Source organism: Collinsella sp. AF39-11AT (assembly GCF_003474585.1).
Taxonomy (GTDB): domain Bacteria; phylum Actinomycetota; class Coriobacteriia; order Coriobacteriales; family Coriobacteriaceae; genus Collinsella.
The window spans coordinates 15615-32224 of sequence record NZ_QROG01000006.1; the positions used below are offsets into that span (position 1 = coordinate 15615).

Annotated in this window: 9 protein-coding genes; 4 read left to right on the forward strand and 5 right to left on the reverse strand. The window is 61.9% G+C overall.

What is annotated here, in order from left to right:
• The first annotated feature begins 91 nt into the window (after positions 1-91).
• Positions 92-6712 (forward strand): leucine-rich repeat protein, encoded by a 6621-nt coding sequence (locus DW037_RS03865; protein WP_118372853.1) that lies wholly within the window; start codon positions 92-94, stop codon positions 6710-6712.
• A 314-nt stretch (positions 6713-7026) separates the two neighbouring features.
• Here the strand turns inward: DW037_RS03865 and gltA are convergent, their stop codons facing one another.
• The 5 genes from gltA to glmU form a co-directional block, all read right to left on the reverse strand.
• Entirely contained in the window at positions 7027-8436 is a 1410-nt protein-coding gene (gene gltA, locus DW037_RS03870; RefSeq protein WP_006235794.1) for an NADPH-dependent glutamate synthase, read from the reverse strand.
• Positions 8427-9266, reverse strand: a complete 840-nt coding sequence (locus DW037_RS03875) for a sulfide/dihydroorotate dehydrogenase-like FAD/NAD-binding protein (protein ID WP_117647773.1) — start codon at positions 9264-9266, stop codon at positions 8427-8429. Before DW037_RS03875 ends, gltA begins: the two co-directional genes overlap by 10 nt.
• 360 nt (positions 9267-9626) lie before the next feature.
• Positions 9627-10256: an aminoacyl-tRNA hydrolase gene (gene pth, locus DW037_RS03880; protein ID WP_199578301.1), complete on the reverse strand. Its 630-nt coding sequence runs from the start codon at positions 10254-10256 to the stop codon at positions 9627-9629.
• Between the two features lie 224 nt (positions 10257-10480).
• Positions 10481-11467 carry a ribose-phosphate pyrophosphokinase gene (locus DW037_RS03885; RefSeq protein ID WP_118372854.1) on the reverse strand — a complete coding sequence of 329 codons (987 nt, stop codon included), beginning with the start codon at positions 11465-11467 and terminating at the stop codon, positions 10481-10483.
• A gap of 193 nt (positions 11468-11660) precedes the next feature.
• Entirely contained in the window at positions 11661-13073 is a 1413-nt protein-coding gene (glmU, locus tag DW037_RS03890; protein ID WP_099432438.1) for a bifunctional UDP-N-acetylglucosamine diphosphorylase/glucosamine-1-phosphate N-acetyltransferase GlmU, read from the reverse strand.
• 205 nt (positions 13074-13278) lie between these two features.
• Here glmU and DW037_RS03895 point away from each other — a divergent pair, with 205 nt between their 5' ends.
• The 3 genes from DW037_RS03895 to DW037_RS03905 are packed head-to-tail and all read left to right on the forward strand — an operon-like array spanning position 13279 to position 16518.
• On the forward strand, positions 13279-14157 hold the full coding sequence (locus DW037_RS03895; RefSeq protein ID WP_118372877.1) for an energy-coupling factor transporter transmembrane component T: 879 nt from the start codon (positions 13279-13281) through the stop codon (positions 14155-14157).
• Positions 14157-15800 carry an ABC transporter ATP-binding protein gene (locus DW037_RS03900; RefSeq protein ID WP_118372855.1) on the forward strand — a complete coding sequence of 548 codons (1644 nt, stop codon included), beginning with the start codon at positions 14157-14159 and terminating at the stop codon, positions 15798-15800. Before DW037_RS03895 ends, DW037_RS03900 begins: the two co-directional genes overlap by 1 nt.
• A gap of 4 nt (positions 15801-15804) precedes the next feature.
• The gene (locus DW037_RS03905) at positions 15805-16518 is read left to right on the forward strand and encodes a DUF6580 family putative transport protein (protein ID WP_118289458.1); all 714 of its coding nucleotides are present in this window, start codon (positions 15805-15807) and stop codon (positions 16516-16518) included.
• The last annotated feature ends 92 nt before the right edge of the window (positions 16519-16610 follow it).

Genomic DNA, 16610 nt, shown 5'->3' on the forward strand with positions numbered 1-16610 from the left:
CGGTAGGTTCGTATATATGAACCTACCGTTCGCTTTGTTTTTGGACAACGATTACGCTGGATGACTTTTGGTTTGCAGGAAAGGAACGACCATGAGGTGGACTACTGTTCGAGCGCTTTGCCGCCGCCTGACCATTGCCGCGGTGACCCTCACTATGGTGACGGGCTCGTTGCCTGTGGGCGCGTTTGCTGAGGTGCTCACCACCGATAGCACCTTTGTGCAGACGGATGTCGACCAAGTAGACGCCGTCGACCCCGCCGACGCCGCGCCCGATGCCGATGCCGCCAACGCCGCCGACCCCGCGCCCGATGCCGACGCCGCCGACCCCACAGTGCTCGATACCGGTGACACCCCTACGCCCCCGGACTCCGAGATTGCATCGGCGGCGGGCCTGACGGGCGCCGGGCAGACCGAGAGCACACCTGCGGGTACGCTTGCCACCGATCTTGTCGAGGGCAAGGAACTCGCCGAGCAGCAGAAGCAAGAGGAGGCTTCCGGCACCGAGGCAACCTGGAACGAGGAGCTTGAACTCTGGGCAACCTCGAAGGGCGCCACGGGCGTAAAGGGCGAATACGACGATGGCTACGTGGCCGGCGAGCAGACCCCCGCGCAGTACTACTTCTCGATTGATAGCCTCACCAACGAAATTTCTATCGAGTATGGCGACGCGGGCATTACCACGTTGGAGGTGCCCTCGACCATCGACGACAAAAATGTCGTAAGCCTTACGGGTATGGGAAGCGCTGCGCTCACATCGATCACCTTCGCTTCGAATTCGCATGTCCGCTCGGTTGGCGGCTTGGGCGGCAGCAGCATCAAAGAGATCGCACTGCCCGATTCGGTCGAGGAGCTCAAGAGCTATGCATTCTACAAAAGCAAGACGCTCCAAACGGTAACCTGGCCCAACAACGCGGCCTTTACCACGATTCCCGAGCAGGCCTTTAAGGAATGTGAACAACTTGACGACAATGTGGTGGCAACGCTGCCGCCTTCGGTCAAAACTATCGACTATCTTGCATTCGCCTATTGCGGCGTGCCACAGTTCTATGTCTCGGACACAACGGTACTCACCTTTACGCAGATCGATGTGCCGGGCACGGTGGAGCGGATTGAGCAACATGCCTTTGACGGGTGCTCCTTTGTGTCGTCGGTGACGATTGGCGATGGTGTCAAATCTATCGGGGCGCTCGCGTTCGCCTCTCTTGATCCTGCGATTGCCGGCAAAGAGATTGTGCTACCCAAAAGCGTGGAAATGATAGAGTGGGGAGCTTTTGAGAACACGAGATACGGAAACGAGACGAACCATAATGCCGTTGTCCTGCGCGTGATGAACCCCGATCTTCAGTTTGGTGAGGCGGGATATCCGGGCGACTATAATGAGCGCGTGACAATCGATGGCGTAACGTATGCGATTCCCTTTAGTGAAGGCCAGATCATCTATGCCTATGCGACCGATTCGGCTGGCAACCCCTCGATGGTCAAAAAGCTTGCCGATGCCGTGGCCGATCGCAAGGACTCCGTCGATTCCTCGAAGCCTGCTTACACGTTTGAGTGGATGGGCGAGGCGGCCCAGGTGACGGGCAAACTTCCCCAGAGCGCGACGGCTACACTCGTGCAGGCGGGGCAGTCCACGCCGCTGGCGGTTGGCGATGACGGCAGCTTTACAGCGGACGCTCTCTCCAAGACAGCAGCCACCCTGCGCATTTCGCTCAGCGGTTACTATGACATGGTGCTGGCGCGCCCGGGCGACCAGATGACGGGCACATGGAATATCGGAGAGATTAAGGCGGGGGACTTTACCAAGATTCCGGCCTCGCGCGCGATTGAACTCAACGTGGGCTATCTTGAACCGATTGTGGGCCAGGATAAGACCGAACGCATTGAGCTCAATAGTCTCGATAACATCGATCTGACGGTGAAGAGCGGCGGCAAGACGCTTAAGCCTGCCAAGGGTGACAAAGAAAACGACTTCCGTATCCAGGGCACAGCACTCGTGGTGTCGCAGGCCATTGCCGACGCGGACCAGGATCTGGAGATAACGCTCGAGCCCAAAGACAGCCTCAGGCTGGGTGGGGCGACGGCGACGGTGAAGCCCTCGGCCGGCAAGCTCGATATCGACTTGAAGCCTTGGGGCACGGCGACGGTCACGACCAAGGGCGACTACCAGGGCGCCAACCGCGTGCTGGTGTTCCGTACGTCCGACGGCAAGCTCGTAGCCGACGGTGTCACCTATTTGATGGGTTACGAAGACGATGGCACCACGCCTATCATGAAGGCCGAGACGCCGCGCCTTAAGGCCGGTTCGTACACCATCGTCGCCTTTAACAAGACGAGCTACGACATCCAAGCGACGAGCTATTCCACGTTTAGCCGCCTAGGGCTGACCGTGGGTAAGCATATCGCGCAAAAGCAGGTGAAGATTGAGGACGGCAAACAGCTCGACGTGACGCTCGACGTCCCCACGTTTGACGTGGAGACGTATCGTGCCGAGCGTGGGCTGACGGCGGGCTCGGTTATCGCTGATTCGTCCGCGGTCGTTGGCGTGGAGACCGAGCTGCGCATTCATTACGAGCTCAAGGACAGCCAGGCTGCCAAGATTGAGATTCCGCTGGCCAAGGATGCCGTCGAGGATGTGTCCGCAGGCTCTCGCGACCCCGGTGATAGCTCCCATACATGGTGGACTGACGCGACGTGGGAGGGCGACAACCTCGTTCTCGATATGAAGAAGAGTGCGGGCGCCGATGTGTTTGTGCGCTTTAAGCCTAAGGCCGCGGGCATCTATGCCGTCTCGCCGCTCATTACGCTGGGCGAGGTGACATTGCCGCTGGGAAGCACCACACTCGAGGTTAGCGGATCGCGCATCGAGGTCGACAACACCGACGTTCACAGCCTGCTGGGCAATGTGGCCTACGTATACGCAGCGCCCGGCAAAAGCGTGCAGCTTACCGTGGGCGCGGGCGCCTCGGCTGCAAAGTACACCGGCAAGACCAATAAACTCGGCCGTGCCAAGATTGAATACGAGCTGCCGCAGGATACGCTTGCCGCCGAGCGCGTGACGCTCGAGGCGCGCGTGGGCTCGACCGACGTCGCCGCCGCTGCCGCAGAGGTGACGGCTCGCAATTATGTGCGCTATGTTCCGGGCGCTTCGGTCTGGAACTTTGATGTGACGTATCGTGGCGGTACGCAAAACTTGGTCAAGGACGGTAAGGACACCGGCAAGAGCCTGTGGACCTTCCATCATCTGCCACAAAAGAAGAACGCCTACTGGACCTTTGACATCACGCTCGAGGTGGGAAACGAAGAGGCCGCCGACACGCTCGACCTGTACGTGGACTGCGTGGATGGCAAGACGGTGACGATTCCTCTGGCTCAAAAGTCGCGCGAGGGCACCCATGCTCGCTATCTGGCGGAGTATGTGGACGAGGGTTACCTTAAGCTGCTCGATGAGTTTAACAAGGCGAATGACTCGACCTATGTGAACTGCGGCAACTTTGAGCAAATCTTTATGCCGCAGACCTACCGCATCTCCAATGCTCAGCTTATGACCATGCTGAGTTTTGACGCCAAAGCTTCGGCCAAAAAGCATTCCGCCGCGGCCGAGGAGCGCCAGCAGGAGTTCTCGAATGCCGTGCAGCAGTGGCACGAGTATATGATGGATAACTCGTTTAATGATGTCGACGAGGCCTTTAACGACGCGATTGACCAGATGGTCGCCGATGCGTTTGCCGAGGAGGAGAAGGGCGGCAAGGACGAGGGCGGCAACGCGCGTAAGGTTTGCCGTGCTCCTGCTGCCCGCGAAGGCGAGGGTGATGATGCTGGCAACGACGAGGCGGCGCAGTTTGCCGCCGAGCTTAAGGCTGCGGTTGGTGGCTCGTCGGCGCTGCTGACCAAGCAGGGCGACAGCTATGGCGTCAACGTGGACAAGATGATCTTTGAGGACGCGTACGGCACCGGTGAGGATTGGTACCAGGAACTCGCGTCGGCTCAGGGTGCAAGCGCGGCGGACGCGGCGGCGCTCAAGGAGCTTGTTGACCATGCATCGCGAGCGGAGTTTATTGCCCAGCAGGCCGAGAATCTGGTGGGCCAGTCGATGGGTATCGGCCAGCTCAACCAATATGGAAGCTGGAATGACGCAACCGCTGCGGCGCTCAACAAGTGTGCGGGCATTAAGGCCAGCGAGTACAACGGCCAGTCGACGAGCGGGTTTAACGATTTGGGCCAGGCGCTCGGCAGCTCGCTGAGCTACAAGGCGGCTGACGACGATACCGTCAAGGGCTTTAAGGTCGCCGCGCCCGATGGCGAGCAGACGGCCTATATCGAGTCCGAGTTTATCGAGAACTCCAATAACAACAAAAACCAGGCGCTGCTGTTTAACTCGATCGCCATGCAATGCGACATTTTGGACAATCTGTACGATAACTGGAACGTAGTCCACAGCCTCAATAACTCTACGATTCGCGGATGGCTCATGGCCTGGAAGCGCAACGGCGACGTGAGCGCCCATATGAAGCTCATCCGCACGATCCGTTCGCTCAAGAGCTATAAGATCGAGTGCGAGATGTTCGGACAGGTCTTTAAGACCGATGCGTGGAAGGCGGCCGGCCAGGCGTTTCCCGCGGCGACCCAGGGCATCGGCATCTTTACCGGCATTTACGGCGTGAACGATGCCAGCAAGAACTGGGAGAACGTGAACGTCCGTATGCAGAAGGTGAAGGGCGAGCGCGAGGGCTATGAGCTTCAGCATACGCGCTTGCTTGCCAAGCCCGAGAAGACCGAGGACGACTGGAAGTGCATTTACGCGCTGCGCGACGCCATGGAGAAGGCGCGTGCGTTTGAGGATCTGCTGTATCGCCAGCTCTGCCACGATAGCACCGATGTGGCGGTGGGCTCCATTATGACAATCGCCGGCGTGCTGACGGCCGGTTCGGCGGGTACCGTGGTGGGCGCTGCCTATGACGCGGCTTCGACGAGTGTGGGCTCGGAGCGCGCGATTAAGTTGACCAATGCCGAGTGCGCCTACGATGTCGCCTGTGAGCAGGTGGAGCGCGCGTGCCAGAATCGTATTACGGTCAACTGGGGTGAGCTGACCGATGCTGAGGTCTATAACGCCAACAAGGACGGCTTGATCTCGGACGAGAAGATGCAGTCGATCTTCGAGGCGCGTTACCGCCATGTGGCCGCCAAGGCTGCACCCGACCCTGCGGGCGTGGTGTACGAGGGCCTGCTGTCCAATACGGTCAAGGGTGCGACGGTTGAGCTGTGGAGCGCCGACGATGCGGCCGGCACCAATGCCACGCGTTGGGATGCCGAGGAGTATGAGCAGGACAATCCGCTTGCAACGGGTGCGGACGGTGCGTACAACTGGAATACGCCGACCGGATGGTATCAGGTGCGCGTGACCAAGGACGGGTATGAGGAGGCGCGTTCGGCTTGGCTGCGCGTGCCGCCGATTCAGACTGAGGTGAACATTGGTTTGGTGTCGACGGCGGCGCCCGAGGTAGCTTCGGTCCATGCCTATACCGATTGCGTCGAGGTTGAGTTTACGCAGTATATGGATGCGAGTGACGATGCCCTGGTCGCATTGTGCGCGCAGGGCTTGGGCGACGTGACGTATACGTGGCTCGACAAGCAGGACGATCCCAATGGCAGGCCGCTGTCGCGCGTGCTGCGTATTCGCTATGCCGATGCGTGTGAGGCGGGCTCGACGGTGTCGTTTGAGCTCGACGGTGCTCGGAACTATGCCGGCACGGCCATGTCGCGCTGGGCAAGCGGGGAGCTTGCCGTGGGCGTTCGTGCCGACAAGCTCAAGCTCAACGTGGAACAAGCTGTGACCATGCTTGAGGGCGGCGACTTTGAGCTGGTGGCACATGTGACCGATAAGGCGGGCAAGCCGTTTGCGGGCGCCAAGGTTAGTGTTGGGCTGGAATCCTCGGCTATCTGCTCTGTCGATGCCACCCAGGCCGTGACGGGCGAGGACGGCGCGGCGACGTTTATGTTGCACGGTGCCCTGCCCGGCTTGACGACGTTGACGGCGACGGTGGACGGCACGGCGCTGTCCAAGCAGGTCGACGTTCGCGTGTCTGCCGAGGCAGTGCGACCGGCGCGACCGGTGGCGACGATTGGTGCGACGACGTTTGGTGCATGGTCGCCCAAGGAGAACTACATTACGGTGCCCAAGGGCACGAAGCTGGAGCTTTCGGCGGAGGATGGCGCGACCATTTGGTACACCACCAACGACACCTGCCCCTGCCGTGACGAAGGCCGCGTAAAGTACACCGAGCCTATTGTGCTTGATAGCAACATGTATGTGCGCATTGCGGCGCAGCGTCCCGGCATGTCGTACAGCGAGTATTCGGAGCGCTTGAACATTACGATTACGGTGACCGATGAGGCGGTGCCTGAGCCCAAGCCGGAGCCCGGGCCGGAGCCCGAGCCCAAGCCGGAACCCAAGCCGACGCCTGGCAGCGGCGAGCAGGGTGGCGGTGCGGATGGCTCTGGCGGTACCGGGGTTCCTGCGGGTGGTTCGACTTCGACGACGACAACGGTGACGACGGACAAGTCCAAGGGTAAGGGCAAGAACGGTAAGAAGTCCGATAACGCTGCGCTCGTCAACACGGGAGACGCCACTGCGATGACGGTCGCCGCCCTGGGTATCGCCGGCGCAACCGTTGCCGCCGCCGGTGTTGCCGCGACCAAGCGCCGCAAGCGCTAGGTTTTTGGCGACAGCGCCCATCCTCGGCTTCGGCAAAATCTAAATCTGTAACACCTGACCGTCCAAAACGGCCCTAGATGTTACAGATTTAGATGAACCGAATGGCCGCCAACCTAACGTCTCGATCTGTAACATGTAGCGAGGAATTTGGCCTCTAACTGTTACAGATCGAGACAAAACGACCAGGCAAGTCCCAAACCACCACAAAGGGGACAGGCACCTTTGTGGTGATGGGTTGGCCGGCATAGAAAAAGTCCCCGCCGGGCGTGTGCTCGACGGGGACTTTGCCGTTTAATGGCTAGCGCTGAGGGTGATTACTCGCCCAGCAGGCTCTTGGTGATGGAGGCAGCGGCCTTCTTGCCGGCGCCCATCGCCAGAATGACCGTAGCGGCACCGGTGACGATGTCGCCGCCGGCCCAGATGCGGGGATCGGTGGTCTGGCCGGTCTCCTCGTCGGCGACGATGTAGCCCCACTTGTTGAGCTCCATCTTGCCGCCGATCTTCTTTGCGAAGGGGTTGGCGTTGGTGCCGATAGCCGAAATCGCGACGTCGCAGGGGATCTCCTCTATGGCGCCCTCGATGGGCACCGGGCGACGACGGCCGGACTCGTCGGGCTCGCCGAGTTCCATCTTCTGGACCTTGACGGCGCACACGGAGCCGTCCTCGCCAGCGACAAACTCGAGCGGGGAGACGAGCGGCAGAACCTCGACGCCCTCGGCCTTAGCATGGTGCAGCTCGGCGCGACGGCAGGGCATCTCGTCCTCGGTACGGCGGTAGGCGATGATGGCGTGCTCGGCGCCCAGGCGCTTGGCGGTACGGACGGCGTCCATAGCCACGTTGCCGCCACCAAAGACGACGACGTTCTTGCCGTGCTTGGTGGGGGTGTCGTACTCGGGGAACTTGTTGGCCTTCATCAGGTTCACGCGGGTGAGGTACTCGTTGGCGAAGAAGACGTTGGGCAGGTTCTCGCCGGGGACGTTGAGGAACTTGGGCAGGCCAGCGCCGGTCGCCACGTAGATGGCGTCGAAGCCCTGCTCGAACAGCTCCTCGGCCGTGGCCATGTTGCCCACGACGGAGTTGTACTCAAACTTGACGCCCATGTCCTCCAGGCCGTCAATCTCGCGCTTGACGACTGCCTTGGGCAGACGGAACTCGGGGATGCCGTAGACCAGCACGCCGCCGCCGGTAAAGAATGCCTCGAAGACGGTGACGTCAAAGCCGTTGCGGGCGAGCTCGCCGGCGCAGGTGATGCCGGACGGGCCAGAGCCGACGACGGCGACCTTCTTGCCGTTCTTGGGAGCCATCTTGGGCGTGGAAGCGAGCTCGGGGCGATCACCCAGGAAGCGCTCGAGCTGGCCGATGGCCACGGGCTCGGACTTCTTGCCACGGATGCACTTGCCCTCGCACTGGTTCTCCTGCGGGCAGACGCGGCCGCAGATGGCGGGAAGCATGGAGTCCTCGCGGATGGTATCGAGAGCGCCGCCGAAGTCCTTCTCGCGGATCTGCTCGATAAAGCGGGGGATGTTGATGTTGACGGGGCAGCCCTCAACGCAGAACGGCTTCTTGCAGTTGAGGCAGCGCTCGGCCTCGGCCAGCGCCATCTCCTCGGTGAAGCCCTTGTCGACGGGGCGGAAGTCGCAGGCGCGCTCGGCAGCCGGCTCCTCGTTATCGGGGGTGCGGGGCGACTTCATATCGGCAACGAAACGACCGTTAACTAGTGGCATGCGCAGCTCTTTTCCTCATAGGCCTTGAGGGACGCGCCCTCTTCGGAACGGTAAGCGGCCTGGCGGGCACGAAGGTCATCCCAGTCGACCAGGGTGGCATCGAAGTCGGGGCCGTCGACGCAAGCGAACTTGGTCACGCCGCCCACCTCGACGCGGCAGCAGCCGCACATACCGGTGCCGTCAACCATGATGGGGTTGAGCGACGCGGTGATGGGGGTGTCGTACTTCTGGGCGGTGAGGGTCGAGAACTTCATCATCGGAACGGGGCCGACGCAGAAGACCTGGCTCACGGCCTTGTCCTGCAGCAGGCGCTCCAGCGGAGCGGTGACAACGCCCTGCTCGCCGTAGGAGCCGTCGTCAGTGGTGATGTGGATGTGGTCCTCGTCGAGGAGCTCGCGGAACTGGTCCTCCATGAGCAGGAGGTCCTTGGTGCGGGCGCCCATGATGGCGTGCACCTCGTGGCCGGTCTCGACCAGGTGCTTGGCGACCGGGAAGGCAATTGCCAGGCCGACGCCGCCGCCAATGACGGCGCAGGGGCCCTCGGCCATCTCGGTGGGAACGCCCAGCGGGCCCACGACGTCGCGCAGCGACTCGCCGGCCTCATAGGTGGACAGCATCTCGGTGGTCTTGCCGATCACCATGAAGATGAACTCGACCCAGCCCTCGTCACCGTTCCAGCCGGCCAGGGTAAACGGGACGCGCTCGCCCGTCTCGTTGGCGCGAACCATGAGGAACTGTCCAGCGTGCGCATGTTTGGCGATTGCAGGCGCCTCGATGCGGAACTTGAACACCTTCTCCGAGAACTGCGTCTTCTCCAGGATCTTATACATAGAACCCCTCTCTTGTTAGGGCCGCCGAACCGTGCCTCCACGGAAATGGACGGTAGCCCGAATAAAACCGTACGCGCACAGGCGTTGTGCAGACATACGGTACGAATTATACCCTCATGGACATGCCGTTTACGTGTATCTTCGGCAGGCGGAAAAGTGACCTGCCAAAAAGGGACAGGTTTATTTCAGCAGGTTTTATCAGGCAAAACGAAAAAGGGGGCCGGCCTCGCGCATCGGTGGGGCCGGCCCCCTATGGGGCGTTATGCATGTATGGCGGCACAGAGTCAATTGCGATGCAGCCGTTGCGGCGTTTCCGCACATAAAACCTGCCAAAATAAACCTGTCCCTTTTTGGTAGGTTTTAGTGCTTGCCGTTGGCGGAGGCGGAGCCGTTGACATGGTCGCGGGCGTAGATCACGCCGTGCACGATGGCGAGGCCCGCAGCGTCGGCGGCGCGGGCACAGGCGTCCTGGAAGTCCTCGGCCTCGCGGGCGCGTAGCTGCTTGAGCACATAGTCTGCGACAGCCATCTTGCCGGGAGGGTTGCCGATGCCGGTGCGGATGCGGCTGAAGTCGCGGCTGCCCATCTTGTCGATGATGGAACGCAGGCCGTTGTGGCCAGCATGGCCGCCGCCCACCTTAACACGTACGTCGCCGGCGGGAATGTCGAGCTCATCGTGGATCACAAGCAGCTCCTCGGCCTTGATCTTGTACTCGCGGCAGAGCTTGGAGATGGGGCCACCCGAGGTATTCATATACGACTGCGGCTTGACCAGCACAATCTGGCGCTTGCCGCCCTCTTCCTCGGGATCGTTGATATTGATGAGCGCGACCTCGGCGCCTGCCTGGTTTTTCCAGTACGTGACGCCGGCCTGACGGGCCAGCTCGTCGATTGCCTTAAAGCCAGCGTTGTGGCGGGTCTCGGCATACTCATCGCCAGGGTTGCCAAGTCCGGCAACCATGCGAATCTTAAGCGGCTGTGCAGCTGCCATATTTGTCCCTTCGTTACACAAATAGTTCAATCAACGACAAAGGCTACCACGCCCGCCGAAGGCGAGACTTCGTTTCAGCGAAATCCCACCAGACAAAAGCGCGGCCGCGGCAGAGCGAGCCGTCGGAACAGAAGAAACCCCCGCGCGACCTTTCCGAAGCAAGGGGGAGCGCGGGGGTTTCTTCTGTTCCGACGGCGATGCGCCGGGTTGCAAGGACGATGCGACTACAGCGCGAAGTCGCCGCCGACGAGCGTGGAGACGGGCTCCTCGTGGTAAACGGCGGAGATAGCCTGGGCGAACTCCTCGGCGACCGAGATGGTCTTAATCTTGCCGCCGACCTCGACGGGAATGGCATCGGTGACGACGCACTCGACGATGGGGGCGTCGTTCAGGCGCTCGATGGCCGGACCGGAGAAGATGCCGTGGGTGGCGCAGACGTAGATGTCGCCAGCGCCCATAGCCTTGAGCTCCTTGACGTTGGCGCACAGGGTGCCAGCGGTGTCGATCATGTCGTCATTGATGACGCAGGTCTTGCCCTTGATGTCACCGATGATGCCCATGACCTCGGCGGCGTTGTGGCGCGGACGGCCCTTGTGGGCGATGGCCAGGTCGCAGCCGAGCATGTCGGACAGCTTCTTGGCGGCCTTGGCGCGACCCACGTCGGGGGAGACGACAACCAGGTTGTCGGTGTCGAAGTGCATGTCGTTGTAGTACTGGCCAAACAGCGGCAGTGCGGACAGGTGGTTAACCGGGATATCAAAGAAGCCCTGGATCTGACCCTGGTGCAGGTCGAGGGTGATGATGCGGTTGACACCGGCGCGCTCGAGCAGGTTGGCGACGAGGCGGGCGGTGATGGGCTCGCGCGGGCCGGCCTTGCGGTCCTGGCGGGCATAGCCGTAGTGGGTGATAACGGCGGTGATGGAGCGGGCGGATGCGCGCTTGGCAGCGTCGGTGGCGATGAGCAGCTCCATGAGCATGTCGTTGACGTTGCCGCCGGCCACGGACTGAATCAGGAAGACGTCGGCGCCGCGGACGGTCTCGTCGTAGCGGGCGTAAATCTCACCGTTGGCGAACTGCTTTAGCGTAAGGCCCGAAAGCTCGACCCCAAGGTACTCAGCAATCTTTTGAGCGAGGGGACGGTTGGAGGAACCGGAATACACGCGGATGGACTTGCGCATATTCTCCGACTTCTCGGGATCATTAATCGGCATTACCCTTCTCCTTTATACATCGAATGCCATATAGATGCCTTGTTGCATTGTAACCGCGCGACGGGGTTTATCGAGTCTTGATAACGTCTTTACCGTCAACGGACACGAACCGACCACTCATCCGGTCGCGCAGGTCACGATAGAAAAAAGGAGCCGTCCCCATGGAACAGCTCCTTTTGTGCTTGGTAAAACGTTATACCTCGTCGTCCTCGTGCAGACGGCGGCGATAATCGGCGGCCCAGCCCTCAATATTTACCTGGCGGGCGCGGCCCAGACCGAGTGCGTCGGCCGGGACCGGCTCGGTGATGACGGAGCCGGCGGCCACGAGTGCACCGTCGCCAATCTGGGCGGGCGCGACCATCATGGTGTCGGAACCGATGAAGGCATCCTTGCCGATGACGGTCTTGTGCTTGTGGACGCCGTCGTAGTTGCAGGTGATGGAGCCCGCGCCCACGTTGACGCCGGAGCCCATGGTGGTGTCGCCGATGTAGGACAGGTGCGGAACTTTGGAGCCCTCGCCGATCGTGGACTTCTTGATCTCCACGTGCGTGCCGGCCTTGGAGCCGTCGAGCATGTGGGTGCCCGGGCGCAGGTAGGCGCGCGGTCCGCAGTCGACGCCGTTCTCGATGACGGCCTCGATGGCGATGGTCTCATCGATGGTGCAGCCGCTGCCGACGGTGGTGTCGGTGAGACGGCTGTTGGGGCCGAGCTGGCATTCCTCGCCCACGGTGACGTGGCCGATCAGGTGCGTCTGCGGCCACACGACGGTGTCGCGGCCGATGGTGGCGTCGGGGCCGATCCAAGCCTGCGTGGGGTCGATGAACGTGACGCCCTCGGCCATCCAGTGCTCGTTGATGCGGTCGCGCGCGATGGCGGTGAGCTGTGCGAGCTGGATACGGCTGTTGACGCCCAGACCGTCGCGGTAGTCGTCACAGTGGAAGATGGAGACCGCCTGGCCGTGACCCTTGAGGATTTCGAGCATGTCGGGCAGATAGTACTCGGACTGCGCGTTGTCGTTGCCGATCTCGTTAATGTGGGCGGCGAGCTGCGCGCCGTCGAAGGCGTAGCAGCCGGCGTTGCACTCCAGCAGCGTGGCGGCCTGCTCGGGCGTGCAGTCCTTCTGCTCGATGATGCGCTCGATCTGACCATCGGCGCCCAGTTTGATGCGGCCGTAGCCAAAAGGATCGGGCGGGGTCATGGTCATGACGGTGCAGGCGAGCTCGCCGGTGGCGACGGTCTGTGCGAACTTGGCGACGGTGTCGGCGGTGATGAGCGGCAGGTCGCCGTTGAGCACGACGACGGGGCCTTGCGTGATGCCGCAGGCCTCGAGCGCGACCTTGACGGCGTGGCCGGTGCCCAGGCGCTCGGTCTGCTCGACGCACTCGACCTTGGTGGCGCTGTTGGCGTAGGCGCCATCGATGAGGGCACGCATCTCGTCGGCGTGGCTGCCGATGACGACCACGACGCGGCTGCAGCCGGCCTTGATGGTGGCGTCGACGATCCACTGAACCATGGGCTTGCCCAGGATCTTGTGCGAAACCTTGCAGTGGTTCGACTTCATGCGGGTGCCCTCGCCGGCAGCGAGGATAATTGCGGTTGCGTCCATGTGATCTCCTGTTACGTTATAGAGACGTGTGTTTGGAAACGATACACGGCGCAATATGATACCGCAGGCATATGATGAGCGCGTAACGATTGGTTTGCGGCGGTTGAGGCTTGCGCCGCCGTCGTGGCGTTTGCGCTGGTTGTGCATGGCGGAGGCGCTGCGGCGTTGTCGTTTGAGCGAGGGGACGGGGGTGCCCGTGGATATCATGCGAGAGGAATCGGGCAACGAGCCCGTCGCGGCATTCTCGATGTCGCATCCGGCGGTGCCGGCACTCTACATGGTGCTGACGTTGGGGCTCACCATGTTCTCGATGCAACCGGTGCTGATCGCGCTGTCGCTCGCGGGCGGGTTGGCGTATGGATTTGCGACGCGCGGGGCTGCCCGCACGTTGGGCGCGCTTCGCTGGCAGCTGCCGGTGATTTTGATCATTGCACTGGTCAACCCGCTGTTTAGCGCATCGGGCTCGACCGAGCTTTTCCATATTGGCATGCGCGCGGTGTATTTGGAGAGCATGATGTACGGCCTGTGCATGGGTGGGCTGTTTGTGGCGAGCGTGCTGTGGTTTGAGGCCGCGGCGTCGATGCTTGGCTACGACAAGGTGCTTGCGCTTTTGGGCAACGCCGCGCCGGTGATCGCGCTCATGATTTCGATGTGCATGCGGCTTATCCCACAGTTTTTGCGCCGCGGCCGCACGGTGCTGGCGGTGCAGGACGCGATTGATGTACCGGGACGCGCGCCGGCTGACCCCGTGCGCTCGCGCCTGCGGGCATCGAGCGTGCTGATGGGCTGGGGCATGGAAGATTCGCTTGAGCGCGCGGATGCCATGCGCTCTCGCGGGTGGGGTGCTGCGTCGCGCCGTACGACGTATGCGCGGTATCGGCTGAGGCGCGGCGATGTTGCCGCGCTGGTTGGACTTGCAGTGTTTGGTGTCGCCGCGGTGGCGGTGGCATGGACCGCGACAACGCAGTATTCGTTTTACCCGCAGCTTTCGGTGCCCGCGCCGTGGCTGGGCTATGTCGTGTACGCTGCCTGGATGGTGCTGCCCTGCGTGCTGCATGCGATCGATGAGAAGAGGTTCGGCTGATGGCTCGGTTGGATAGTGGCCCGGTGTCGGGCGCGGCGTGCGACCCGGATATGCCGGCGATTGAGGTGCGGAGCCTGAGCTTTACCTACCCCGGGGCTGATGCTGCGGTGCTCGAGGGGCTCGACTGGTCTGTCCCCCAAGGTGCATTTGCGCTGCTTGTTGGCGGTACCGGATCGGGTAAGTCGACGCTGCTGTCGTTGCTCAAGCCCGAGATCGCTCCGGCGGGCGAGTGCACTGGCGATGCGCGCGTGCTGGGCGAGAACGTTGCCGACATGGACGTGCGCGCGTCTGCGGAGCGCGTGGGCTACGTGTTTCAGGATCCCGAGAACCAGATTGTGTGCGAGACCGTGTGGCACGAGATGGCGTTTGGCCTGGAAAACTTAGGCATGTCGCGCGACGAGATGCGCCGCCGTGTGGCCGAGACCAGCTATTTCTTTAGTCTGGAGGACTGGCTTCATCGCGATACCGATACGCTTTCGGGTGGCCGCAAACAGCTGCTGTCGCTTGCCGCCGTCCTGGCGCTGCGTCCGCGTGTGCTGCTACTCGACGAGCCCACGTCTCAGCTCGATCCCGTTGCCGAGAAGAATTTTCTGCACGCGCTGTTTCGCGTGAACCGTGAGCTGGGCTGCACGGTTGTTGTGGCTACGCATCAACCGCGGCCGATGCTCGAGTATGCGACGTGTGCGTACCGGATTGAGGGCGGTCGCGTGCGCGAGGTGGCGGATACGGCTTCTTTGGGACGCCGAGAATCGCTGTTTTCCGATGACATGTTGGGGTGGGGTGCCATCCGATGTGCAAAAAACGGAGTATTCAGCAGGCGTGAGGACAATTTGGGCTCTCTGGAGCCGCTCGGGGACGTATCGAGCGCGAAAAGAAGTTCGGAATTGGACAAATCGTCCGAATTTGTGGCGCAAATGTTGCTCGAGAACGGCTCGGAAGCCTTCCCGCGCACGAATGGAAGCAGAATACTCCAAAAAATGCACGCTGGGTCGGCTACCACCCTGTCGGAAGGCTGGTTTCGCTACGATCGCGCGGGCGGTTGGGTGCTGCGCGGGCTCGATGCGTCGTTTTCGGCTGGCGCGGTGCATGCAGTCGTGGGCGGAAACGGCTGCGGCAAGTCGACGATGCTTTCGGTGCTGGCCAAGACCGCCAAGCTGCAGCGCGGCCGCATGGTGCGCGGAGCGGCCTCGGCGGCGCTGTTGCCTCAGAATCCCAAAGCATTGCTGGTTGCCGAGACGGTTCGCGATGAGCTGATGGAATGGGCCTCGACCTGCGGATATGACGAGAACTTGGCGCGGGAGCGTGCGGCGCAACTGGGATTGGACGGCCTGGAGACGCGTCACCCCTACGACCTCTCGGGCGGACAGCGCCAGCTGCTCGCGCTGGCAAAGCTGCTGCTGATTGGCCCCGAGCTGCTGCTGCTTGACGAGCCCACGAAGGGCTTGGACCTGGAGAGCCGCCGCATCATCGCCCGCGCCCTGCGTGACCATGCGAAGGCTGGCGGCACCGTCATCATGGCTACGCACGATTTGGACTTTGCTGAGCAGGTCGCCGACGACATCGCCATGATGTTCGATGGCGAGATTGCCTGCATGGAGCCGCCGGCCGACTTCTTTGCCGACAACGTGTTTTATAGGGCGTGATGGGATGGCGGATTATCGCATCGTGCGCCTACTCGCAAAACTGGAGATACCGCTGCTGCTGGCGGTGCCAGCCGTGATGGCTGCGGCGTTGCTGGCGGGCGTTGAGCAGGCGGCGCTCGCCATGCTTGTCGTGGTGGCGCTGGTGCTTGCGCTGTTCTTTGCGGGCTACGAGGCGTCGCGCCCGGGCTTACGCCAGATTATGCCAACGCTGGTTCTGGCGGCGTTGGCTGCGGCGGGGCGCATTCTGTTTGGCCCCATTCCCGACTTTAAACCGGTGAGCGCCATCGCCATTATCGCGGGGGCGACGCTTGGTTGCCGCAATGGTTTTATGGTTGGCGCGCTGGCGGCGCTGACCAGCAATTTCTTTTTTGGACAGGGCATGTGGACGCCGTGGCAGATGTATGCCTGGGGGCTCGTGGGATACGTTGGCGGTGCGCTGGCGCATGCCGGCGCTTTTGATCGCGCCGATGGCACCGTGCGTATGCCGGCGCTGTTGATCTACGGCTTTGCTTCGGGTTTGCTGTACGGCGTTGTGATCAACGCGTATGACATCATTGGGTTTGTACAGCCGCTCACGTGGGCGGGTGCCATGGCGCGTCTTGCCACCGCCGTACCGTTCGATATCACGCACGGCCTTGCGACCTGCGTGTTTTTGGTCGCCCTGTACAAGCCTTGGTGTCGCCGCATCAACCGAGTCGTCGTGAAATACGGGCTGTAGGGTTGGTTACGCCGGGGCGGGAATCAATACTGCCGAAGCGCCATTTCAAAACTATGCCGGTTTACGGGGCCAGATTGGCACAAGCAGACCAT